At 57.7% G+C, this 23,253-nt stretch carries 22 protein-coding genes; 4 read left to right on the forward strand and 18 right to left on the reverse strand.

What is annotated here, in order from left to right:
• Positions 1–405: 405 nt before the first annotated feature.
• Positions 406–738 carry a hypothetical protein gene (locus A6V37_RS26610; protein ID WP_064268316.1) on the forward strand — a complete coding sequence of 111 codons (333 nt, stop codon included), beginning with the start codon at positions 406–408 and terminating at the stop codon, positions 736–738.
• Positions 739–1,143: 405 nt separating this feature from the next.
• Here the strand turns inward: A6V37_RS26610 and A6V37_RS26615 are convergent, their stop codons facing one another.
• The 12 genes from A6V37_RS26615 to A6V37_RS26670 form a co-directional block, all read right to left on the reverse strand.
• Complete coding sequence (locus A6V37_RS26615) at positions 1,144–2,226, reverse strand: M20/M25/M40 family metallo-hydrolase (RefSeq protein ID WP_064268262.1); 1,083 nt, start codon at positions 2,224–2,226, stop codon at positions 1,144–1,146.
• Between the two features lie 130 nt (positions 2,227–2,356).
• Positions 2,357–2,632: an ABC transporter substrate-binding protein gene (locus A6V37_RS42570; RefSeq protein WP_064268261.1), complete on the reverse strand. Its 276-nt coding sequence runs from the start codon at positions 2,630–2,632 to the stop codon at positions 2,357–2,359.
• 381 nt (positions 2,633–3,013) lie between these two features.
• Entirely contained in the window at positions 3,014–3,391 is a 378-nt protein-coding gene (locus tag A6V37_RS26625) for a hypothetical protein (RefSeq protein WP_064268260.1), read from the reverse strand.
• 97 nt (positions 3,392–3,488) lie between these two features.
• Positions 3,489–4,286: an enoyl-CoA hydratase gene (locus tag A6V37_RS26630; protein WP_064268259.1), complete on the reverse strand. Its 798-nt coding sequence runs from the start codon at positions 4,284–4,286 to the stop codon at positions 3,489–3,491.
• A gap of 24 nt (positions 4,287–4,310) precedes the next feature.
• Positions 4,311–4,781: an OsmC family protein gene (locus tag A6V37_RS26635; protein ID WP_064268258.1), complete on the reverse strand. Its 471-nt coding sequence runs from the start codon at positions 4,779–4,781 to the stop codon at positions 4,311–4,313.
• A 229-nt stretch (positions 4,782–5,010) separates the two neighbouring features.
• On the reverse strand, positions 5,011–6,225 hold the full coding sequence (locus A6V37_RS26640; RefSeq protein WP_064268257.1) for an MFS transporter: 1,215 nt from the start codon (positions 6,223–6,225) through the stop codon (positions 5,011–5,013).
• Between the two features lie 68 nt (positions 6,226–6,293).
• A complete protein-coding gene (locus tag A6V37_RS26645; protein WP_064268256.1) occupies positions 6,294–7,619 on the reverse strand; it encodes an MFS transporter in 1,326 nt (441 codons plus the stop codon).
• Between the two features lie 140 nt (positions 7,620–7,759).
• Positions 7,760–8,203 carry a MaoC family dehydratase gene (locus A6V37_RS26650; protein WP_064268255.1) on the reverse strand — a complete coding sequence of 148 codons (444 nt, stop codon included), beginning with the start codon at positions 8,201–8,203 and terminating at the stop codon, positions 7,760–7,762.
• Between the two features lie 26 nt (positions 8,204–8,229).
• Positions 8,230–9,396 (reverse strand): thiolase family protein, encoded by a 1,167-nt coding sequence (locus tag A6V37_RS26655; protein WP_064268254.1) that lies wholly within the window; start codon positions 9,394–9,396, stop codon positions 8,230–8,232.
• A gap of 7 nt (positions 9,397–9,403) precedes the next feature.
• Positions 9,404–9,829 (reverse strand): Zn-ribbon domain-containing OB-fold protein, encoded by a 426-nt coding sequence (locus A6V37_RS26660; RefSeq protein ID WP_064268253.1) that lies wholly within the window; start codon positions 9,827–9,829, stop codon positions 9,404–9,406.
• Entirely contained in the window at positions 9,826–10,983 is a 1,158-nt protein-coding gene (locus A6V37_RS26665) for a thiolase family protein (RefSeq protein ID WP_064268252.1), read from the reverse strand. Before A6V37_RS26665 ends, A6V37_RS26660 begins: the two co-directional genes overlap by 4 nt.
• A complete protein-coding gene (locus A6V37_RS26670; protein WP_064268251.1) occupies positions 10,980–12,950 on the reverse strand; it encodes an acetoacetate--CoA ligase in 1,971 nt (656 codons plus the stop codon). The genes A6V37_RS26665 and A6V37_RS26670 overlap by 4 nt, the downstream gene beginning before the upstream one ends.
• A 385-nt stretch (positions 12,951–13,335) precedes the next feature.
• Here A6V37_RS26670 and A6V37_RS26675 point away from each other — a divergent pair, with 385 nt between their 5' ends.
• The gene (locus tag A6V37_RS26675) at positions 13,336–13,965 is read left to right on the forward strand and encodes a TetR/AcrR family transcriptional regulator (RefSeq protein ID WP_064268250.1); all 630 of its coding nucleotides are present in this window, start codon (positions 13,336–13,338) and stop codon (positions 13,963–13,965) included.
• Between the two features lie 34 nt (positions 13,966–13,999).
• Here A6V37_RS26675 and A6V37_RS26680 read toward each other — a convergent pair whose 3' ends face one another.
• The 3 genes from A6V37_RS26680 to A6V37_RS26690 all read right to left on the reverse strand — a co-directional run bounded on the left by A6V37_RS26680 (position 14,000) and on the right by A6V37_RS26690 (position 16,039).
• Positions 14,000–14,470 (reverse strand): Lrp/AsnC family transcriptional regulator, encoded by a 471-nt coding sequence (locus A6V37_RS26680; RefSeq protein WP_082902729.1) that lies wholly within the window; start codon positions 14,468–14,470, stop codon positions 14,000–14,002.
• A 134-nt stretch (positions 14,471–14,604) separates the two neighbouring features.
• Positions 14,605–15,282: a DsbA family oxidoreductase gene (locus A6V37_RS26685; protein ID WP_064268249.1), complete on the reverse strand. Its 678-nt coding sequence runs from the start codon at positions 15,280–15,282 to the stop codon at positions 14,605–14,607.
• Positions 15,283–15,484: 202 nt separating this feature from the next.
• Complete coding sequence (locus tag A6V37_RS26690; RefSeq protein ID WP_064268248.1) at positions 15,485–16,039, reverse strand: OsmC family protein; 555 nt, start codon at positions 16,037–16,039, stop codon at positions 15,485–15,487.
• Positions 16,040–16,246: 207 nt separating this feature from the next.
• Between A6V37_RS26690 and A6V37_RS26695 the strand changes: the two genes are divergently transcribed.
• Complete coding sequence (locus A6V37_RS26695) at positions 16,247–17,833, forward strand: sigma 54-interacting transcriptional regulator (RefSeq protein ID WP_064268247.1); 1,587 nt, start codon at positions 16,247–16,249, stop codon at positions 17,831–17,833.
• 37 nt (positions 17,834–17,870) lie between these two features.
• Here the strand turns inward: A6V37_RS26695 and A6V37_RS26700 are convergent, their stop codons facing one another.
• The 3 genes from A6V37_RS26700 to A6V37_RS26710 all read right to left on the reverse strand — a co-directional run bounded on the left by A6V37_RS26700 (position 17,871) and on the right by A6V37_RS26710 (position 22,319).
• On the reverse strand, positions 17,871–19,361 hold the full coding sequence (locus tag A6V37_RS26700; protein WP_064268246.1) for an amino acid permease: 1,491 nt from the start codon (positions 19,359–19,361) through the stop codon (positions 17,871–17,873).
• A gap of 327 nt (positions 19,362–19,688) precedes the next feature.
• A complete protein-coding gene (locus tag A6V37_RS26705) occupies positions 19,689–21,008 on the reverse strand; it encodes an MFS transporter (RefSeq protein ID WP_082902728.1) in 1,320 nt (439 codons plus the stop codon).
• Positions 21,009–21,128: 120 nt separating this feature from the next.
• A complete protein-coding gene (locus A6V37_RS26710) occupies positions 21,129–22,319 on the reverse strand; it encodes a mandelate racemase/muconate lactonizing enzyme family protein (protein ID WP_064268245.1) in 1,191 nt (396 codons plus the stop codon).
• A 193-nt stretch (positions 22,320–22,512) separates the two neighbouring features.
• Here A6V37_RS26710 and A6V37_RS26715 point away from each other — a divergent pair, with 193 nt between their 5' ends.
• Complete coding sequence (locus tag A6V37_RS26715) at positions 22,513–23,187, forward strand: GntR family transcriptional regulator (RefSeq protein WP_064268313.1); 675 nt, start codon at positions 22,513–22,515, stop codon at positions 23,185–23,187.
• The last annotated feature ends 66 nt before the right edge of the window (positions 23,188–23,253 follow it).

Consider the following 23,253-nt stretch of genomic DNA (forward strand, 5'->3'; position numbering starts at 1 on the left):
AGAACCGCAACCATAGCTGACTACCCGCGTTTCAGCGCAAGCGTGTGGGACCTCGTAGCTCAAGGGGGGCGCCACGGCGTTGAGGACATCAGCGCGACGGGGTTGTTGCGCAATGCGGAGTATCACGTCGTTCCTGAACGGCTGAAATCAGTAGAACGTGCCGTCAAATTCGACCTCGATGACCTGTAGCTACCCAACTTCAGCCTCCGTGTCCGTATCAATCGACGAGAAGCCAGGTGTCCCATTTCCGGGCGTCTCCGAGAGCAAGTTCGATGTTTTGTCACGGAAGCGCTGCTTGACCCGCTGGGGCGAACGAAGGCAGTATCAGAGACGCGGTGCCATACCGGCGAACTGGCAGTGGACATGTGCCTGCCGGAACCCAACTCCATCGGTGAGGAGACGTCCATGATAGAGGTGACGAATACGTACGACCTGCAGCCAGGCGTGAATCTGGAGTCTTACGCCGAATGGGCTAGGAAGGCGGCGGAAGCTATTGTGCTGCAGCCAGGTCTGGTCGAACTTCGCGCAAATCGGAATATGCTCGGCGCCCCGCAGATTCGAACGACCACCTGCTGGAGGTCTACAATCGACTGGGCGACGTTCGCAGACGGGCCATGGCGCGCGCTGGAGCAGGAATTACGGACCTTCGCGACGAATCTGAAGGTTGAGATGTGGGGACCGTCGCAGCTCCTGCCAATACCACTTCGTCCGGACCCAACCGGCGGTGCCGGTGCATGAGCAAACCCACGCGCGTCGTCAGCATCGAAACCGGTCGCGACAGTCCTTCCGAACGAGCTATTTTTCTGGTCGTCAGGCTCACCTGACCCAGATGCTCGCGTGCTGTGGTCGCGAATTGCAGTCGGGCAGACACCGACTGTTTTCGTCAGAGGCGCGGTAACCATCATGCGCCACGGGACTGTGCGACGTGCGAATTGCACACTGCTTATGGTTCTCATCGCTCCTCAGTCGCCGCCATGGCAGAGAAGATGGCGTCGAACTCAGAACCAAAACATTGGACGTACTTCAGTCCGCGCCAGCGCCGCGACGATATAGCCTGATGCGTTCCTGTTTGACGACGAGCTGCGAGATTGTGCTATCTGACAATCGCATTGCACCAGATGCCAGAATCGCGCGCAGAATCGACTAAATCGAATCCATCGCGAGCTCGGCAATAAGCCCTTTCAGTCCTGCACTGCACCTGGCGAGCTGTGCCAATTCGACATACTCGTTTTCGGCCGCAATCAACCGCGGTTGACCCGGTCCCCAAGAGAGGCTTAAGTGCTCTTCGCTGGAGGCGTCAGAACTGTCCAATCTTGTGCCTCCAGTGTTGTTTCCTGATAACGCGAGTGTCTTGCTCAACGCGTCGAACGCGTTGGCCCCTTGATGACAGGGACCTTTGATAGCGACGGAACCAATGTCGTTCGAGACCGAGCAAACCCCGGCGCCAGCTTGACGAACAACGGTACTCAAATCCATGCTACGAGCACGAGGCGGTGAAGTTATCTCGTCAAGCGCTGAAGTGGGTGCAGGCACTGCGACCAGCTGAGTTTCCAGGCGCGCAAATGCGCGAAGCGCCGCGGCTTTTGACGCCGCATCAATGCCCAACTGGCCTCCGGTGGAGACATGGAACGGACGGGTATTGGGACCCGTCTGCCTCCATTTGTGGCCCACTACGACTTGCATGTTCGTTGGACGGCCCGATATTGAAGCAACAGGACGCACGTCATCGATGAATTCCGAAACGGCATTGTCAATTGCAGATGCCCGACCGTTGGTTGTTCGCGGGCTGTAGCAGAGTGCAATGTGTATCGGACAGGACAGCGTCGCGGAAGCCATCACCGGCACTAACCCCAATAGCAAACCGACGAACCCTTTCATGCTGCAGGCTCCTCTGCCATAGAGACGACCGTTCCGAATCACCGGGCGGAACGGATTCGAGTCCCAAGTTTGCCCCGCTACCGAGGCAACGTCGCAGTTGGCGGCAAACACGATGCCACCTAGGATGTCGCCGGACGCGTCGGGAACACTTGCAAATAGCGTCCCAGAACCGGTCATCGGTCTTGCGACAGTCGTAACACGCACTCGTCTCATGGACAGGTATTCTTTGACGACACTGACGAGCGCCAGGTTACCGCTACATGCGGTCGTATCGATTCGGATTAGTTTCTCGACCCAATCTAACGAGTCAACCTCGGCTCGCACCGGGGACAAGGCAATGTCGGTCATTTGATTCGTTATCTGATGGCATTGCTTGTGGCCGGCAGCATTCTCCAGCCGCCAGCACACGCAATCAAGTTGTTCGTCATGACGCAGTCGCTGCTCACGAGTCGCGACTGCGCCATGAAGCTTATGGGGACTAGTGCTGCACGCCGACGCTGTCTCGCTTGCCGTCTGCATACGTGTACAACGTGAGCGTTGCGTCCTTCACATCGCCCTTCGAATCGAAACGAGTTTCGCCGATGACACCCTTGTAGTCGGTCTTCTTGAGAAAGGACAAATACTTGGCCGGGTCGGAAGAGTTCGCCCGCTTCATCGCGTCGACCAGAATCATTACCGCGTCGTAGGCATACGGCGCGTAGATGACTACTTCCTGGCCATTTTTCTGTTTGAAGCGTTCTTTAAACTTGTCCATCCCCGCCTGATATTCGGAAGTGATGCCGCCGGCTTCCGCGCAGACAACTTGTCTGCTTTGCAACGAAGTACCTGCGAGCGCTGGAAGTTCTCCCGTGCAAATGCCGTCACCCCCATGAACTTCGATGCCATGTTCAGTTGCTGCATCTGCTTGAGCATCGGGCCGCCTTGCGCGTCCATGCCACCATAGAACACAACATCGGGTGCGGTTCCCTTGACCGCCGTCAGGACGCCACGAAAATCGGTTGCCTTGTCGGTCGTAAATTGACGGGTCGAGAGCTTCGCACCTGCAGCTGTAGCGGCCGCAAGAAACTCGTCCGCGATACCTTGACCGCATGCGCATTACGTGGCTTCCCTGCTGGTCATCTGTGTCGGGCTCGAGCTACACCACGGCTAAAGTCCTCGCAGATTTGAACGCCTCTCTTAGTTCCGCAGCCGATACCATCGCTATCTGCCGTTCGAAGGTAGAAATGAGACTGCACATCGCCGGGATGTCCCGGTCTTCGATTAGCCAGCGGCCGGCATCGAGCCCCGACCGAACGGCCCGTTTCATTGCGTCCTCGGCCGCTCCTGCCCTCCGTTGTGTCAGGTCACCGTGTCCCCGCCGCGCGAGGATGCCGGCAACGACCGTGACTTCAAATAACGTTTTTGCGGTCGACGCTGTGCCGCGGGAAGAGTACGTGGCTTGCAGCGCAAGGTGGCAGCGGACGGCGAGGAAAGTGACGGCTTCTGCCGACAACCTTCCGGAACACACTTTCATGCAGGGAAGTCCTCATACTGCTTAACGATTGGGCGCGACCGCAATCGTCTCGACATGTCGGCTTTTCGTCGACGACGAACGTCCGGTCAGGCCCTACTCAATGTGCACCCCATGTCGGCAAGCGTTTTTCTAGGAATGCATTAATACCTTCTGACGCGTCGTCTTCCATCATGTTTTGCGCCATGACTTCGCCAGCGAACGCGTACGCCTCGGTAAGAGGCATCTCGAGCTGACGATAGAACATGTACTTCCCATGGCGAATTGCGGCCGGACTTTTCGAGACAATCTCGCACACTTTGCCGGCTATCACCGAATCGAGAGACTCGTCAGGAACGACCGCGTTCACGAGACCGGACTCGGCTGCAACTGACGCATCCACGAATCGACCGGTGACTAGCATCTCGAACGCCCTCTTTCTCGACACATTGCGTGACAGTGCGACTGCCGGCGTTGAGCAGAACAGGCCCACGTTGATACCCGAAACCGCAAACCTCGCTGACTGTGCGGCGAAGGCCAAATCGCAACTCGCGACAAGCTGGCAGCCAGCGGCTGTCGCCAATCCGTGAACGCGAGCGATAACCGGCACATCAAGACTTTGAATCGATTGCATGACGCCGCAGCACTTTGTGAAGAGTGCGCGATAGTAGTCCAGCGACGGCTTGCTTCGCATCTCCCTAAGGTCGTGTCCGGCACAAAACGCCTTTCCCGCAGCGCCCAGAATTACGCAACGCACGCTCGTATCTGTCCGCACATGGTTCAAGGCATTCGCCAGCGCGCCGAGCAGTTCTTCTGACAGTGCGTTGAACTGATTGGGTCGGTTTAGTGTGATGGTCACCACGTCGGCCTGCCGTTCCACGAGAACCATTGCGCCACCTGAGTTTTCATCGCTCTCCACGACTGCCTCCGATATTGAAGTGCGTCACGCCGAAATCAGGTTGAGGTCCATTCGATGAACCGTCACGGTCGCCGTAATCGAATTCGCGATAAAACAGCGCTTGTGAGCTGCGTTGTGGAGCCTTTCCAGTGCGACTGCATCCGGCTTCTTATCGCCTCCAAACCTTACCTCAGGGCAGAGGTCGATGGTGTTGACCGCCATCCCGCCATTCGCATCTTTACCGAGCCGACCAATCGGGTGGTCCTCATAGGATTCGATGAGATAACCCTGCGCGTCGGCAATGGCGAGAAAAAATAGCATGTGGCAACTTGCCAGTGATGCAACCAGCAATTGTTCAGGGTCCGCTGCGTTTGCATCACCCATGTAATCGACGGACGCCGACACGGTGACGTGCTGATTGCCGCCGAGCACTGCAGAGTGATTGCGCGAGTATGAATCTGCTTTTTCCGGGTGCGCCGCGCGCTGCCACCGTAACGCCGTCTTGTGCTCAGACATTCTGCACCTCAATGGTTGATTTCGTCTCGCGCCGAGCTTGCTTCGTCACGAGAATGAGGAAATGCTACTGAGAATGAGCTGGACGGTAAAACGATGAATACTAGCCCGCAGGCATAGACAGGCTTAATCAAGAGCCTCGGGAACAGAGCTTGCCTCGGCGCGAGCAAGGCAACGAAATCGTTGGTAGGTCATCTTCATCAGTTAACCAAGCCGTTTGCTTGCACTAGTTTCACGCGACTGGCGCCTTCAGCAGCGGGCGCATTCCCAATAACCCTAGAATCGGTCCGGGCACCAGGAGCCACGCTACATGGACGCCCCAGGAACTGACCAGCGGGGCTGTCAGGCTGATGGAAACGACCGTCATCGCGAAGCCGATAGCGTTCTGGATGGCAAGCGCACCGCCGACCAGTTCGGGCGGACACGCCTGGGAGGAGATTGCGGAAAATTGTGGAGAATCCGCAATGACGGTTGCGCCCCAAACCAGGAGCAGCGCAAATAGCCACATTGCGTCCAGTTTTCCGGCTGTTAGAGCGAACACCACGCAGCACAGGCCGGAGGTAAGCAAACTGATTGCGGCGACCCGCGCACTGTCGAGTAATCGGCTCGCCATGCCACCGCCAATACAACCGAGCGCTCCGATTCCGATGATGACGAATGCGATGAGAGAAGGTGCGCTCACACCAAGCCGGTCGGCCAGATGAGTTTGTGCAATAAGTGCAGGCACGAGTGCCCAGAAGGCATACAACTCCCACATGTGACCGAAATACCCGAATGTCCCTGCGCGAAATGCCCTGAGTTTGAAAACCCGCAGAATGCTAGTCTGGACTTCCTGATTGCGACTAGGCGCCGAAAGATAGGGTCCATCACCCAGCCATGAAATCAATGCGGCAGCTAGAAAAGCAAGCACCGACGCTGCGGTCATCACTGCTGTCCATGGCAACGCACGGCTCGCGAGATGAAGCGCTTGAGGCAAGGCGGTGCCGAGCGTGAGCATCGCAACCAGTAGCGACAATGCGGCCCCGCGTTGCTGCGGAGCCCAGCTCACAACCAGTTTCATGCCGACGGGATAGATACCGGCCAGACAGATACCCACGCAGTAACGGAGCATGATTGCCGTCAACAGTCCAGTGGACAGATAGGCGAAAGCCAGATTGAAAAGCGCGCCGAGTATCGCGCTCACTACGAACAGCCGGCTTGCCTTGAACCGGTCGGCGAGCCCTCCTAAGGCTAGCGTTAGCGTTCCAGTGATGAATCCCAGTTGCACGGCGCTGGTTAACCATCCGATTTCGGTCGCACCGATACCCCACGCCCGCTTCAGGTCGTCGGCTGCCGCATTCGCGCTAAACCAGAGCGACGTTCCGAAAAGCTGGGCCAGGGCGACGATGAGTACAGGCGACACACGGCGGCGTGCATCCTCGGATTTGAGGGGAATTGAAGAACTCATACGAAGACCAAGGAAGAATTAGAGCTTGCAAAGCCAGGAGCGACGGCGGTCCGCCGTCGCTCCTCTCGTCAGTTTCGGTGCAGCCCGTCTTTAAATGTTTCGCGAGCGAAGGCCGTCGCGACAATACTGATGACACCGAGTCCTATGACGTAGAGAGAGATACCCCACGTCTTTCCATCATTCACTGCCAGCAGATATGTAGCAATCATCGGCGCGAGACCACCAGATAGCACGGCGCCAATTGCGTACCCAATGTTGGCGCCGCTTAGCCGGACCTTGGTGCCAAAGAGTTCCGAGAAGTACACGGCCTGTGGGCCGTACATGGAATCGTGAAGGATGTTGAGGCCGATGATGATTGCGATGGTAATCAGATAAACATTGCGGGTCTCGACCATCATGAAGAACGGAATGATAAAAATGGTCGAGAGGATGGTTCCCGTCAGATACACCTTTTTCCGTCCAATCAGGTCGGAAAGATACGACCACAACGGAATCGTGGCAATGCCGATGCAGGAGGAAATCAGGATGGCATTTAGGCCGACAGACCGTTCGACCTTCAACGAGCCCACGATGAAACTCAGCATGAACACGCTATAGAGGTAGAACACTGCGTTCTGCAGCATCTTCATGCCGATAGTGATGAGCAGCGTTTTCCGGTGCGCCTTCACCACTTCCAGCGCCGGTGCGCTGACGGCTTCCTGTTTGCGTTTAATCTCCTCAAACACCGGAGATTCATGGACATTCATCCGGATGAACATGCCGATAGCAATCATGGCTGTGCTTGCCAGGAAGGGAATTCGCCAGCCCCACGCCAGAAGTGTGGCTTCATCCAGGCTCGACGAGACCAGAGCGAAAACGCCAGTCGATAGAAGCAACCCTAGCGGCGTGCCAATCTGCGGAAAGCTGCCAAATAGGCCACGTCGGTTCTCCGGTGCATGCTCGACGGCCATCACTACGGCTGACCCCCATTCGCCGCCGACAGCAAAGCCCTGGATGATGCGCAGCAGGCATAGCAGGATTGGGGCGAGGAGGCCGGCCGTCGCGAAAGTTGGCAGCACCCCGATAGCGACCGTGCTGCCGCCCATCATGAGAAGCGACACAACCAACATTGATTTTCTCCCGATTCGGTCACCATAATGGCCGAACACTGCGGCACCAATCGGTCGGGCAGCAAAGCCGACGGCATATGTTGCGAATGCTGCGATAGTGCCAATCAGCGGGCTGACACTTGGGAAGAAAAGTTTAGGAAAGAGCAGTGCTGCGCAGACGCCATAGATGTAATAGTCGTACCATTCAACCGCAGTGCCGATGAGGCTTGCAAGCGCCACGCGTCGGTGACTTGCGCCAGCCTTCTTCGTTGATTCCATGCCATAAGTTCTTGCGACTTCAGTCATGATTGTCTCCTGCATGCTTCATGTTTTAGGCGCGAGCGTGGGCCGGCCAGTGGCTCGGGGCAACAGGACCAAATCAACGCGTCGCTGAACTGCCTACATCGTCATGCGATTGCCGCGAGGAAGCGGCCGCAAACGCAGGTCTAACTGACGTTTAAAGGCATGGTGTAAGTGGTCGCCTTGCCAGAAAGGCAGACGTCCCCTTTTTCGTTGATTACCTCAACGTCCATGGTGCAGATAGGTTTGTCCTCGCGAACAGTCGTGATAGTGACTTTCGCGGTGACCGTTTCGCCGATATAGACGCCTTTTGAGAACTTCAGGTCCATGCCCAGGAATACTGTGCCTGGACCTGGCAGGTCTTCAGCAAGTAGAGCGTTCAGCATTCCCGAGGTCACTCCGCCTTGCACAATCAGTCCGCCGAAGGCAGACGCCCGTGCGAGCTTTTCGTCGTAATGCAGTGGGTTCCGGTCGCCAGTGATTTCGGTGTACAGCTCGACATCCCGGGTGCTCATGGTTTTGACACGCGTGGCACTCGCACCGTTTGCTGGCATGCCGCGAACCGTTCCTTCCCATCCGTTCTTGCTCATGAGTTTCACTCCTTCAGGTATCTCGGTTATTGAACGTTTTCAATCAGCACGGCGAGACCTTGGCCGCCCCCGCCACAGAGAGCAGCGATTCCGCGCCTTGCGTGCCGCCGCTGCATTTCGAGAGCCAGCGTCAAAAGCAGTCGGAATCCAGTTGCGCCCAAGGGGTGTCCCAACGCAATCGCTCCGCCATTGACGTTCACGACATCGTGGGCAAGGCTCAGTGCACGAGTGGAGGCGATGGCGACGCTCGCGAACGCTTCGTTGATTTCATAGAGGTCGATGTCACTCGCACGAAGCTTCTGTTTTTCGAGCAGGCCGCGGATGGCGTCGGAAGGCTTCAGGTGCAGGGATGGGTCCGGGCCGGCCACCCAATGCCAGTCGACAATCCTAGCAAGCGGGCGTTGGCCCCGTTTATCCAGCATCTGGTCATCGACAATCAGGCCTGCGCTCCCGCCGTCCGCACGCTGCGAGGCATTTCCCGCAGTGATAGACCCGGTTTCTGAGAACGCCGGACGTAGTTCTGACAAAGCGTGCAAGTTGACACCGGGGCGGATGCAACCATCTTTGCTGACGGGACCTTCGACTGTCTCGAACGTGAACATCTCATCGCGCTCGGTGTTTTCTGATGCGGCTGAAGCGCGTGCCTGTGACGAATATGCCCACGCGTCTTGTGCTTCCCGGTCGATTCCGAGTTGCTTGTTGACGTCATCTGACAGTGCGCCCATAGAAGCGCCTGCAAATGCGCAAGTGAGACCGTCGTGCATGACGGCACTAACGCCATGAGCGAGGTCCGTAACTCCCGGCTGCATGATGCGTGCGGCGCACGACATGGAATCGAACCCGCCGACGAGATAGTGCGCCCCCTCGCGCAGGCGTATCCGGCGCGTCGCATCGCAAACCGCTTCGAGGCTTGCCAGGCAGACGTTGTTGAGAGTCAGCGCCGGTGTAGTCGGCGCCGCGCCTCCACGCAGCGCCGCAATACGAGCCGGATTCTGGCCAAGCCCTGCCTGAACGACGATGCCGAGCAGCGCGGCGTCTGGAGTTGTCGCCCATGGGTTGCGCCTCAACAACTCCTGAACCGTCTTTTCGCCCAGGTCTAGCGTCGTCTGGTTATTGAGTGCTCCATTGAATTTCCCAATGGGCGTACGGATTCCATCAAGCAGGTACGCGTTTCTAGTGTTGTTTGTGTTCATCTCTACCTCACTTCCTGGTTAGGGCGCGGAACATCGGCAACACGAACTCTCCGACCTTTACGTATGCCGCCTTGACAGGTTGTCCGACCGTCAGCAGTTCGCGAGGCGTGTCGATGACGGTGCTAAGCATCGTCGGCCCTTCATCGAGACGGATGAGGGCAACGGTGTATGGTGTGACGGCTTCCCATGCAGGATGGCCGGGGCGGTGGATGTCCGTGAAAGATTTGACTTTCCCGAGGCCAGAGGCCTCTTTCCATGAGAGGCTGCGACTCCAGCAGTGAGGGCAATGGCTACGCGGATAAAAGACCCAGTGGCTACAGTCGTCGCAGTGCTGGAGCATGAACTGCTCCTTTGCTGTGCCATCCCAGAACGGTTGGGTGTACCGGTTGGGAATGGGGCCCGGCACTTTCAGTTGTTCCAGTGCTTGATTCATTCGTCCGCTCCGAGAACAAGCGCTACTGCCTCACTGATGGTGGCGCCGTTGCCAGTGATGAGGGATAGCCTGGCATTCTCAATCTGCCGGCCAATCGCTTCGTGCCGCAATTGGCGTACGGCTTCCACGATGTGCGTCATTCCGCCGGCGAGGTCAGGTTGCCCGAAGCCAAGCTGGCCGCCATGTGTGTTCAGTGGAAAGTCGCCACGGTGACTGAGGTTGCGCTCAGAGAGCCAGTTACCAAACTGGCCGGGTTCGCACAGCCCTGCGTCCTCGATGGTCATCGCGACCATCACGGTGTAGCAGTCGTAGAAAGAAAGCAGGCTCATCTGGTCAACTGTGACGCCAGCCTGAGCCATTGCTTGCGCCATCGCGAATTTCAGCGGGCCCGACGTGAGCGAGGGCGCCTGGCTGATTGCTCGATGCGTGAGCTTCTCACCCGCACCGAGGAGATGAACGGGCGCGTGCTTGAGTGTGCGCGCGCGTTCGGGGCTGACGACGACAACGGCCTCGCCGCCGGCGACGGGCATGACAATCTCGTACAGATGCAGCGGGCTGGTGATGATGGGTGAGGCCAGCACGTCTTCTACGGTCGCCGGCTTTCCGTAAAAGATTGCATTCGGATTCAGCTGGGCGTTTTGGCGAGCCCATGCCGCGATGCTCGCAAACTGCTCCGGCGTGCTGCCGTACTCAGCCATGTGTCGCTGCATAGGCAGCGCATAGGAAATGTTGGCCCCCGATGCACCGAACGGCACGTCAAATTCACGAATAGGATTGCGATTCGGCGACCGCGGCAACTGCTCCTCACGATGGTTTGCCAGTACGCACACGACCGCGTCGCACATCCCCATCTGAATCGCAGCTGCAGCGCGCCAGACCATACCCGCGCCGCTGGCGCCGCCCAGGTCGACCACGTTTGACATGCGCGGCGCGATGCCCAAGTATTCAGTGACCGTAGCGGGAACGTGCTGCGGTGTCTCTCCAACTTGCGGGCCAACGAGCAGACCGTCGATGTCGTCCTTCTCCAGCCCGGCGTCTTCGACGGCGAGCCGCACGGTTTCGGCGATAAGCTCAAGGGTGGTTGCACCAAACGTACGCCGTTCCGGCTTCAGTTCGCCGATACCGGCTATGGCAGCAAGAGAGCGACGATTCACAGCGTCCCCCGTTGCATCAGGTCGGCGTACTGTGCGAGCGACTCCGGATTGATGATTGAGCCTAGGTTTTTAACGGCTTGCCCAGTTGCTGTGGCTTTCGCGGCGCCTTCCACGCGTTTGTGATTCAGCGTATAGGGAATCGAACTTACCTGGAAAACGTGGCGTGGCACATGGCGGGGCGAGGCACGTTTCCGGATTTCGTCACGCAACCCTGCAGCGAATTCGGACGTCAGTTCATTGCCGTCCTTCGCTACGACGCACAGGACGATTTCTTCGTCGCCACCCACTGGGACGCCAAACACGATGGCATCTTCGACTGATGGTTGTGACTCAACAACCCGATAAATTTCAGCAGTTCCGATGCGCACACCGCCCGGCTTGAGCGTGGTGTCGCTGCGGCCGTAAATGACGACGGCGTTGTCAACGGTCTGCTCGGCAAGGTCACCGTGTGTCCAGATACCGGGGCGAGCCTCGAAGTACGCCGCGCGATAGCGAGCGTCCCCGTTATCGCCCCAGAACGTGAGAGGGGCGCTCGGGAACGGCTCGGTGCAGACCAGGTCGCCCTTGCGACCGATGACTGAGGCGCCGCGCTCGTCGAGCACATCAACGGCCAAACCAAGACCTTTGCACGGAATCTCTCCGCGGCGAATCGCGTGAAGCGGCGAGCCCATTACGAAGCAACCAATGATTTCAGTTCCTCCTGAGATGGAGGCAAAAATCATGTCCTGCTTGACCGACTGATAGAGCCAGTCGAACTGCTCGGGTTGCACTGGTGCACCTGCGGAGAGGACGCTCCGCAGTGCACGGAGGTCGTGCTGGCGACCGGGCAGGTAGCCACTTTCCTGGAGGGTGGCAAGGTACCGGGGGCTGGTGCCGAAGTGGGTCACGCCGGCGGCTTCCGCCATCCGCCAGAGCATGCCAAGGTCCAGGCCGTCCGCGGTTTTGACAATCGGTGCGCCGTCATAAAGCACCACTGCGGCGTGGCTCGCAAGGCCAGAGATGACCCAGTGGTACATCATCCAGGCTGTGTTGGTGTACCAGCTCATGACATCGCCAGGTCTGACGTCACAGTGCAGCATGTGCTCCTTGCGATGTTCGAGCAGCACGCCTCCGGCTGTATGCACGATTCCCTTCGGCAGCCCTGTGGTGCCTGACGTGAACATCACATAAAGCGGATGCCTGAACGACAGTTGTTCGAATTGAAGCGCGCGCGGCTCAGCGGAATTGAACTCACTCCATGACATGCACGGCGTGGTGCCAGTGGCAATGGAGCCAGCGTCCCCAACCAGAACGACATGTTGCAGGCCATGCAGACCGCGCAAAACTTCGGCGAGATTCTCCCCGAGGTGAAAGCGTCGACCGTTGTACTGATACTCGCTTACCGCGAAAAGGACCTTGGGGTTCACCTGGCCGATGCGGTCGATGATGCCTGGAGCGCCGAAGTCCGGCGAACATGACGACCAGATTGCACCAATTGATGCGCACGCGAGAAGCACTACAAGAGCATCTGCATTGTTGGGCAGGATGCCGCCAACGGTGTCTCCTGCTGTCACTCCGAGCTTGCGCAGGCCCTGCTGTGCGCGCGAGACCTGCGCGCGAAGCTCACCCATGGTCACTCGGCGGAGGTCGCCCCGCTCGTTCGCCTCAATGACCGCGAGACGACCGTCATCGCCGCAAAGAAGGTTTTCGGCGAAATTCAGCGTGCCGTTCGGATACCAGCGCGCTCCGAACATTGCCTCGCCGCTGCTGCGTTCGAGTGTGACGTCACCGCGGCTGCCGATGACCTGGGTGAAGTCCCACAATTCGTTCCAAAAAGCCTCCGACTGGCTCGTTGACCACCGGTGAAGTGCATCGTAGTCGGAAGGCTCGAAGCCACATCGCGCGGCAAAACGCGCAAGGCTGGAATCTTTGAATTCGCGCGTCCCCGGCTGCCAGAGTGGTGACGGGGCGGTTGATTGAGTGAGCATTTGTCTCCTTCGTTTCCTCAGGTGGAATATGGGCAACTAAAACGTGCGCTTATTTTTGGTATGTGTATTGACTGGTCGGTACAAAATAGAATTTAGACCAAGTCACACTACACGTCGAGGCTAGTTTCTTGTTCTGTGCGGGCTTCGCTAAGCAGGAGCCGAGTTGGGAACTCAGCCTGAAACCTTGTCGCGTTACGAGATAATGTATAGTTGGACCGAATGGTACAATCCAGGGATGTCCCGGGGGTGCATAATTTTTGCCATCCGATACCCGACTAGGCCCGTCTTAACTGCGCTATAACGCCGGCGCGGTGGCGCGCCGACGTTGACTGGTCGGTCCAGTCGGTGCAAGAATGTGTTGAACAGTCGAAATTACGGAGCAGTCTTGGACAGCGTCAAACGAAGTGACGAATCGCAACGCACGCGGATACTGCGTATTGCCGCGCAGCTCTTTGCTCAGCGCGGGTATCACGGCGTTGGAATGACGGACCTGCAGGACGCGGTTCAACTGGGTCGCGGCGCGCTGTATCACCACATCAAGAGCAAAGAGGACCTCCTTTACGACATTTCCAAGGAATACATCCTTGACCTTGTGAATGTCGCGCAGGACCTCTCCCGAATCAGCGAACCTGGTGAGCGGCTTCGTCAGATGGGGCGCCACCTTGTTATGAAAATCGCATCGCACCAAGCTGAGCTGACCGTTTGCTTTCGCGAAGTGCAGTCGCTCACGGACGCGCGCCACAGCGAAGTGCTCGACCTGCACTCCCGGTATGAGAAGCTTTGGCGGGAAGTCTTGGTGGAAGGCGCGGAGCAGGGGCTCTTTCGACCATATGACCCGATTGTCCTTAAAGGGATGCTGGGAATGTATTTCTACAGCTACCTATGGATGCGCCCGGAAGGTCCGTTGGGGCCCGAGATGATTGCTGAGCGTTTCAACGAGCTTGCTCTGCGGATGGTCGTGATTGGCGCACCTGCCAGCATCAATGTGCCACCGCTGCCTTCCGTGACGGTCTGAACGCAGCAGTTGCGGACCGTTACGATGCGCCATTTCAAATAGGAAAGCTGGGGGAGCGCTTAATCTCTTTCAGCGAAAAGCCGGTATATATTTCCTTTACGTTCCCAAGCTCGCGAATTTGCCGGATTCCGATGCGGTGGAAGCTCTCCATGTCGGGGACGATTATCTGGAGCAGGTAGTCGTACTTGCCAGAAATGTTGTGACAGCAAAGGACGTTGGGCATTGCAGTCACCGAGGCTTCAAACGCCTGCATGGCCTTCTCTGAGTGGTTGTCGAGCATGACATTCACAAAGGCGAAGATTCCGAGGCCGAGCGCCTGCGGGTCCAAGGCCGCGTTATAGCTTCGGACAACAGTCGCTTCGAGGCGTTTAAGTCGTTTCCAGCATGCGGGCTGCGACAGGCCGATGCGGGTCGCTATCTCGGCATTTGTCAGGCGTCCATCCTCCTGAATCAGTCGCAAAATCTTCCGGTCCGTCCCGTCAATCTCCAAGAGCTGGGAGCCCATGTACTTTCTCCGTTATAACTTGTGATGCGGACACTTCCAGCGACCGCCATCGACGCATGAAGCGTATGAATGCCGACGAGCGAATACCGTGTCGACGACAGCAGCGCACGGGTCCCAGCGTACGAACTATCCGGTCAAAACGTGCAGCCGCCGCTGCCGCACGTTACACCCTGCTCACCTTCAATGGTTTCGGGAGCTGAATCAACTGCCCGGTCCAACGCCTCCATGAATTTTTCGACAGGTTGCGCACCCGACACATAGAAGTTGGAGTTAAAGACGAATAGCGGGACACCGGATGCAATTTGATTGGCAGTACGCTCGTCCCTCGCTACGTCGTCTGCCACGAAGTTGCAGGTCTCGACGACGTCGCGGGAAATCCCTGCCTTGATGGCAATGTCTTTCAGTACTGCCCGGTCGAATATGTCTTGACCGTTGGTGATGCTTGCCTCCATCAATTTCTCGATGAGCAATTGCTTCTCACTCTCCGACCGGAGGCTCTTCACGAGCGCATGCGCGTCAGTCGTATCACCGAAACGCATGGTCGGAAAATTGTAGGTCAAACCTTCGAGTGCACCGTTATGTGCAACGGCATTCATCATCTGCCGACCTGAGGCTTCGTTGCCAAACTTCTGCGTCAGTGCTTGCGCAAAGTCCATTGGAAGTATGCCCTTGGCGATTCGGTAGGCCTTGTTGACAACTTGGATTTCGACACCGACAGATTGCGCCGCAATCGCTTTCTCGAGCCGGCGCTTCGCAATCCAGCACCACGGACATACGAAGTCCGACCAGACCTCAATTTTCACCTTTTTCATGGAAGCTCTCTTTTGCATAAACCTGAGCGACGCATGTCCCATGCTCACGACATGGACATGCGCACTAAGCTAACTACGTTCAACGGCAGGGACTGTTCACAGAAGGGCGGTTGCCTGCTTGTCGATAACTGGAAGAAGTCAACGACGCGATGTCGGTCCACAGGATAATTGCCGGCCGCGCCCGGCCGGCAATTGAATTGGATTAAGCGCCTTCAACAACCAGCGTCGGCACCATGCGAATAGCCGAAGCGAAGTTCGAGAAGTTCGGCGACGTCTTCATCACGAGTCGGTGCAGTTCTTCGACCTTCTCCTTCGGAGCCGACGTGCGAAGGGTGACCGTGTAGCGGACTTCTTCGTAACCAGGCTTGACGTTTTCGTCCAGACCGAGAAACCCGCGCAGGTCCAATTGGCCTTCCGTCTGGATTTCCAGCTTGTCGACCTTGATGCCCATCGCTGCAGCATTGGCGATGTAGCCCACGGACATGCAGGCGTTCAACGCAGCCATCAGCACTTCTTGCGGGTTCGGCGCCGAATTCTTGCCGAGAAGCTCACCAGGTTCGTCCGCGGCGATTTCGAAATGACGTTGATGCTTCTCGCCACCGATGCTGTATTCCGATGCCGTCGCTACAGTGCGCGTCTGACCTTCCCAGTTCGTTTTCACATTGAACTGGACGATGCCCTTCTTCGGGTCCTTCTGCACTGCGCCCGCGAACTCGTGCAGGGCAGCGACGTCAATACCATTCAGATTTGTGCTCATGATTGTCGAAAGAATAGAGGTTGAATTTGGAGGCGCACCGCATGTGCGACAGCACCGCAACAATTTAATGCAACTCCCATGCCACTTATATTCTATATAAAAATCAGTACCTTACAGGTGGTGTAGCGCAAAATTGTAAACAAAAGTGTACGGGACAGCGCAATAGATGTAACCTACTGTCAACTTTTGTGTACACGGTTTACAGCGATGCGTATTGAGGTAATTGGCGCGGGTCGTCCAGGTCTCGCATCTGATGTTCTGGCGGTCCTGGAGGGCTGGAATCTGTCGGTTCGCGGTGTCGAAGTCGCAGGGCACCGCACGTACCTTGACCTGCCTGAGCTTCCCCGAGGCAAATTGACAGACCTCACGAGCGAACTGCTAGCACTGCGCGGGGTGTGTTCGGTACGGGAGATTGACCTGCTCCCGGGCGAATGCCAGCGGATGCAGTTCGAGGCCCTGCTTAATGCATTGTCCGAGCCGCTCATCGCGGTCGATATGCGCGGGAATGTCATTTCGATAAACGATGCTGCATCGGCTACTTTCAACATTCCGATGGAACGTCTTGTCGACCAGCCAAGCGTCTTCGATTTGCTCGGTACGGATACGGGCACCTGTCTCGATTCGCGATTGAAGAGTTGCGCTGGCGGCGAGGTCATGGTCAACGACAGGCCATACCTCGTCGACGTGCTGCCAGTGCTCGCGAAGCCAACGGACTCCCCCGACGACGCGCATGGCGCCGTGTTCATTTTCCGTTCTGCACTCAGCCTCGGCCGAGGCATATACGCCATTGAGAAGCGGGAGTCGCCGCTGGATACGGGGTTGGTGGGATGCTCGCCGGCAATCCAGAAGGTCGAAGCACTGCTCTCACGCTTTGCACATGTCAATGCGCCGCTGCTCATCACTGGAGAGACGGGTACCGGTAAAGAACTGGTCGCACGAGCGTGCCATCGTCTGTCGCCTCGGTCACAAAAGCCGTTTCTGGCGCTGAACTGCGCTGCACTCCCGGAAAGCCTCGCGGAGAGCGAACTGTTTGGCTATGCCGCTGGCGCATTTAGCGGAGCGCAGCGGAACGGGAAACCGGGATTGTTTGAGCTTGCCGAAGGAGGCACGGTCTTCCTCGATGAAATCGGTGAAATGTCCGCTTATCTCCAAGCCAAGCTGCTTCGTTTCCTGCAGGATGGGACGTTCGTACGAATCGGTGGCAAGTCCGAGACGACTGTCGACATCCGGGTAGTCGCGGCGACCCACCGCGACCTGCCCGCCATGGTCAGAGAGGGAACGTTCCGCGAGGACCTGTTCTACCGGCTGAATGTCCTGTCCATCCACATACCGCCGCTGCGGGAGCGAAAGTCCGACATCCCTGACCTTGTAACGCACTTCAGCCAGCGCGCAGCGGCTCAGGTGGGCAAGAAAATGACTGAAGTGGCGACGGAGACGCTAGACCGCTTGTGCAGTTATCCGTGGCCAGGGAACGCGCGTCAAATGGAGAACGTCATTTTCCGGGCGGTAACGCTGTCGGATTCTCACGTACTTACAGTGGAAAGCCTTCCGGATGACGTTCGCACTCGCGATGCATCGCAGGCGACGTTGGCGGCGCCACCGGCGGTTCCCGAAAATTCCGGCGAGCACGCAGCAGCAGGACCCTATGCCTCGCGCATGAAGGAAACTGAGAAAACGCTGCTTGAACAGCTCTATCAGCAATATCCAAGCACTCGCAAACTTGCTGCCCAACTGGGCCTGTCGCATACAGCGGTTGCGAAGAAACTGAAGAAATTTGGCATCGAGCGAAGCTAACGAGGCTGCGCTCGATGCGTAGCGGCTAGCGCTTGCCTCAGGCTTCGTCGAGCGCTGATGCACTTGCGTGCGCAGTTGATGACGCGCTCTTTGCGCCGGGCTTCGTGCGACGCCAGCCGATGGCAAGTGCGATTGCAATCACTGGAATCAACGCGATTGTCATCGTTCCATCAGGGTAGTCGAATGCCATCAGGACGAGCACGCCGAAAAGGAACGCCAGCGTAAGCCACGAAGTGAATGGAGCGCCTGGCATGCGAAACGACACGTCGCTGAGTTCGCCGCGTTTCACCGCACGGCGGTACGCAATCTGACAGAGCACGATGAATCCCCACGTAGCAATGATGCCGAGCGCAGAAGCATTCAGCACAATCTCAAATGCCCGGGCGGGAACGATGTAATTCAGCGGTACGCCGATAGCGTTGATACCCACCGTAATCAGGATGCCGCCATAGGGCACGCCGCGGGAATTCATCTTGCCGAGGAACGCAGGTGCAGAGCCCCCCATTGCCAGAGAGCGCAGTACGCGGCCCGTGCTATACAACCCAGAGTTCAGGCTCGACAATGCTGCGGTCAACACGACAAAGTTCATGATGTCGCTCATGTACGGCACGCCAAGCTTGCCGAAGAACGTCACAAACGGACTTTCGTGGCTGCTGTAAGCGCTCCATGGTAGCAGTGTGACCAGGAGGACGACCGAGCCCACGTAGAACAAGGCAATACGCCACATCACGCTGTTGATGACTTTCGGCAGTATCTTGCGCGGATTTTCGGTTTCGCCAGCGGCCACGCCGACAAGCTCGATGCTGGCATAGGCGAAAACGACACCTTGGACAATCAGCACGGCCGGAAGTAAGCCATGCGGGAAAAATCCGCCGTTGCTCGCGACGAGGTTGAAGCCTGGGGTATGGCCCGCAATATGATGCCCGCTGGCGAGAAAGATGGTGCCAACGATGAGAAAGAGCGTCAGCGCTCCGACCTTGATGAGCGAAAACCAGAACTCCATTTCGCCAAACCACTTTACGCCAATCATGTTGAGCGTCGAGACAAACGCGAGAGCGCACAGGGCAATCGCCCACTGTGGAACGTCGGAGAACAACGCCCAATACTTCATATAGATGGCGATGGCCGTAATGTCGACGATGCCAGCTGCTGCCCAGATGAGGTAGTACATCCAGCCGGCGACATACGACGCTGGCTCACCGAGAAACTCACGAGCGTACGAGACGAAGCTTCCGCTCGTTGGTCGGTGCATGACCAGCTCACCCAGTGCTCGCATGATGAAGAATGCGAAGATGCCGCAGACGAGATATGTAATCGCGAGCGACGGCCCGGCCAGTTGCAGTCGGCCACCGGCACCGAGGAACAGCCCCGTTCCGATTGCGCCGCCGATGGCAATCATCTGTACATGTCTCGGCTTCAGCCGCTTCTCGTATCCGGTCTCGTGCGATTGAAGCCATTCGTCTTTGTTTTGACGGGCCTGACTGCTCGTATTCGCGGCTTTCCCGCCACTCTCGTTGTTGCTTTCCAAGGCAAGTCTCCTGTTGTATTCGCTGGGCCGCGGGAGCGAAAAGCCGTCGCGAGCCGGTTGACGGATTCTGCTCGTCAGCCCGGTTAAGAAGATTTCAACTTCGCCTAGGCAAAACGCTAGCTTTGAGAATTTTCTTATCCTTAAGGCGTGGTGCTACCGCCGCGCTCTTCGAAGCGAGCGGACGCGGTTGCGGTTAAAGGGAGGGTTGGTCGTTTCGGCATGTTTGCGCTGGTCAAGGAGAGCGGCGTGAACATTTGGGGAGGCCAAGTGCAAAGGGGCGGCCCCGAGGGACCGCCCCTTGTTTTGTCGCTGCAACGCTTTGAACCCTTAGCGCTTACGCAGCAGGCGTGCTGGCATGCCGGCCAGCAAAACGACAGCACCGACGGTCAGCACAGTGGAAAAAGTATAGAGACCGTAGGTAAGACTGCCTGTGACAGTTTTGAGCCAACCAATCACGGACGGGCTGACGAACCCGCCGAGCAATCCGATTGAGTTAATCAATGCCACCCCACCCGCCGCCGCGGTGCCCGACAGATAGGACGTCGGAATTGTCCAGAACACAGGCATTGTTGTGAGAATGCAGGTGGTGGCCAGCGAGAGGGCGCAGAGCGCAAGCGTCAGATTCCCGGGGACGAAGGTCGCGGCCACCAGTCCTACGCCGCCGCCCAACATGCACAGCGCGGTGTGCCACCTGCGCTCGCCAGTCTTGTCGGAATTCTTGCTGATGAGCACCATTCCGACGGCTCCGACGATATATGGGATAGCGGTGAGGATGCCAATCTGGACTGGGTCGTTCACGCCGTAGTTGCGAATCATTGTTGGCAGCCAAAAGCTAATGACGTAAATTCCAGCCGCGATAGTGAAGTAGACGAACGACATGACGTAGAGACGTGGGTCACGCAACGCCATGGTGAACGAATGCTCTGCGTCAGCACTTGTCGTTGCAATCGACTCGATTACCATCTGCTGCTCTCGATGCGTCAGCCACTTCGCGTGTTGCGGCTTGTCAGCCAGTGCGACGATGGTCAACAGGCCAAGCACGACTGACGGGACAGCCTCAATCGCGAACATCCACTGCCAACCTTCCCAACCGTAGACTCCGTTCATGTGCCCCATGACCCAACCCGAGAGTGGGCCGCCGATGATGCCGGCAACAGCAATAGCGGACATGAATATCGCGATAATCTTTCCGCGCATGGCCCCGGGATACCAGTAAGTCAGATACAGAACCACGCCTGGGAAGAAGCCAGCCTCAAACGCGCCGAGCAGGAACCGCGCGATATAAAACTGCACAGGTGTGTGGATGAACGGGAAGCTCCCTGAAATTAACCCCCAAACGACCATGATGCGCATGAGTGTCTTGCGTGCGCCAATCTTCTCCAGCAAGAGGTTGCTGGGCACTTCGAACAGGAAGTAGCCCACAAAGAACATGCCGGCGCCTAGTCCATATACGGCGTCGGAAAAGTTCAGGTCCTGCTTCATCTGCAACGCGGCGAAGCCGATATTGACGCGGTCGAGGTAGGCGAACACGTAGCAGATGAATAGAAACGGAATGATGCGCCACGTCACTTTCCTGTAGACGCTGCTTAGCTCGTCCCGCGTGAATCGCTCCGACACACTAGTCGTCGATGTGGTTGCAATTGGCATGCGTGTCTCCTCCAAACCATTTTTACGCCTTCGGAATCGAAGGCATGAGGCGATGCAGGGGACCTGTGCGGCCGTCGGTTGTTTTTGAATCCCCGCATCTAGGTTGCCTTGTCGTCGGGCTTACAGACCTAGGTAGCCTCCGGGTTTCCGAGCGGGGCGGGCGCGCAGCGCTTCCTCGATAGGGTCGCAGCCCCAACCCGGTGTATCTGGAACCGCGATAGCGCCGTTCTTCACCACCGGAACGTGCGTGAAAAGTTCGGCATCCCACGGGAGCCGGTCTATGTCGTGTTCCATGACGCGCAGATTGGGCGTTGCGGCCGCGAAGTGCACGTTCATCATGGTTGCCTGGTGGCTGTAGAAGTTATGCGGCGCGATATTCACGTCGAACGCCTCCGCGGCTGCCGCAACCTTCATGGATTGCCACACGCCATTCCACACTGCGTCGATGATGCCGACATCCATGGACTGCGCCTGAAGGTACGGGAGAAACTGGCGCACACCGAACAGCGTCTCGCACGCGGCGAGCGGTGCATGACTGCGCTGACGAATGTATGCCAGCGCTTCGGGGTTGTAGCTGTCCAGCTCAATCCAGAAGAAATCGAAGTCCTTTAGCGCTTGGATGATGTTGACGTAACCTTCAGTGCGCGCATTGAAATTCAGGTCAACGAGCAACTGGACGTCCGGGCCGGCGCCGTCGCGCAAGGCTTCAAGATGAGCCCGAACGTTGCGGATAAGCGGCTTGTCAATGTTCAACGACGGCGCGTAGGGCGCGCCAAAACCCGCCATCCACTGGCGCGGCTTGCCGTCGCCATGGATAAACAGATTGGTCTTGGCTGCGGATACACCCAATTCACGCGCATCCTCGCCAGCCTTCTTCACGCCGTCGAGGTCGACAATCGCCGGCTTGTAGAAGTCCGGATGGTTAATACGCCACGTTGCGCAATGCGACCAGTACACGGGCACGCTGTCACGATGCTTTCCGCCAAGGAGCTGGTAGCAAGGAACCCCCAAGGTCTTCGCCTTGGCGTCGAGACACGCGTTTTCGAATGCGCCCAGAGCCTCGGCGCTCAAGCCATACGGCGCGGGACGCAGCGTCGAAGCCAACTGGCTGAAGATAACTTCGTGGTCCGCTACGGACTTGCCGATAAGGCGCGGAGCAAGCTTCTCAATCACGCCGGTCAACCCGGGCGGCCCGAATGCCTCGTCATACTCGGCCCACCCTACGACACCGTCTTCAGTCGTCAGTTTCAGGAAGTGATAATTGCGCCAGCCCGCGTCGCAGGCGAGTGTCTCGATGTGCTTGATACGCATCCTAGTCTCCGGTCAATTGATAAAGTTAATTGTTAACAATTAAGTGTTGTGAGTGTCGGCTGCCCCCATAAGGGTAGTCAAGACATGGTTTACCCATCCAACGCCAGCTATGGAGCTCGCGATAAAATCGTGTTAATTGTTAATCATTGACCGCTACGTGCTCGTCCGTAGCCGGCGGCAACGGGCCCGACCTATGAAAAACACAACCACAATTGATAAACGCAGCCTCGACCGTCAGGCCGCTGACTGGATTCGAGGCGCGATTGTTGCGGGGGACCTGTCACCGGGAGCCCGACTCACAGAAATAGCCTTAGCGGAGCAGATTGGTCTGTCCCGGTCCACCGTGCGGTCTGCGATGCAGCGGCTGGCAGGTGAAGGGCTACTGGTCCAGCACGCCTACACCGGCTGGGAAGTGGTGACCCTCACGCCGGAAGATGCCTGGGAGCTTTACACGTTGCGTTGCAGCTTGGAGGGACTCGCTGCTCGCCTCGCTGCGGAACGGATTGACGATGCAGGGCGCGCCGTCCTGACGGCAGCCCTCAACGAGCTGAAGGACTCAATTGCGGTAATGGACCGACGTCGGGTGGCGCTCGCTGACCTGACGGTCCACAGAACCATCGTTACGCTGGCAAAGCATCGGCGACTCTCGATGCAATACGGTCTCGTGATTGAACCCGTGCACCTCTACATCCTGTCGACCAACAGCATGACAGAGCCACTCGAGGCCATCGTGCCCGAGCACGAGGAATTGGTCGATAGCATTCTTCGAGGCGATGTACAGACGGCGGAACGCCTCGCCAGCGAGCACGTGAGCAAACATGGCTTGCGACTTGTTGAACTCCTGCGTGCCCAGGAAGCGAACGGATAGTCGCGCTACTCCAGCTGCCTCCTGGGTGGTCGAGCGCCCTGAGCAGCGCTCGACTTGCATACATCA

This window comes from Paraburkholderia ginsengiterrae (genome assembly GCF_001645125.1).
GTDB classification, from domain to species: Bacteria; Pseudomonadota; Gammaproteobacteria; order Burkholderiales; family Burkholderiaceae; genus Paraburkholderia; species Paraburkholderia ginsengiterrae.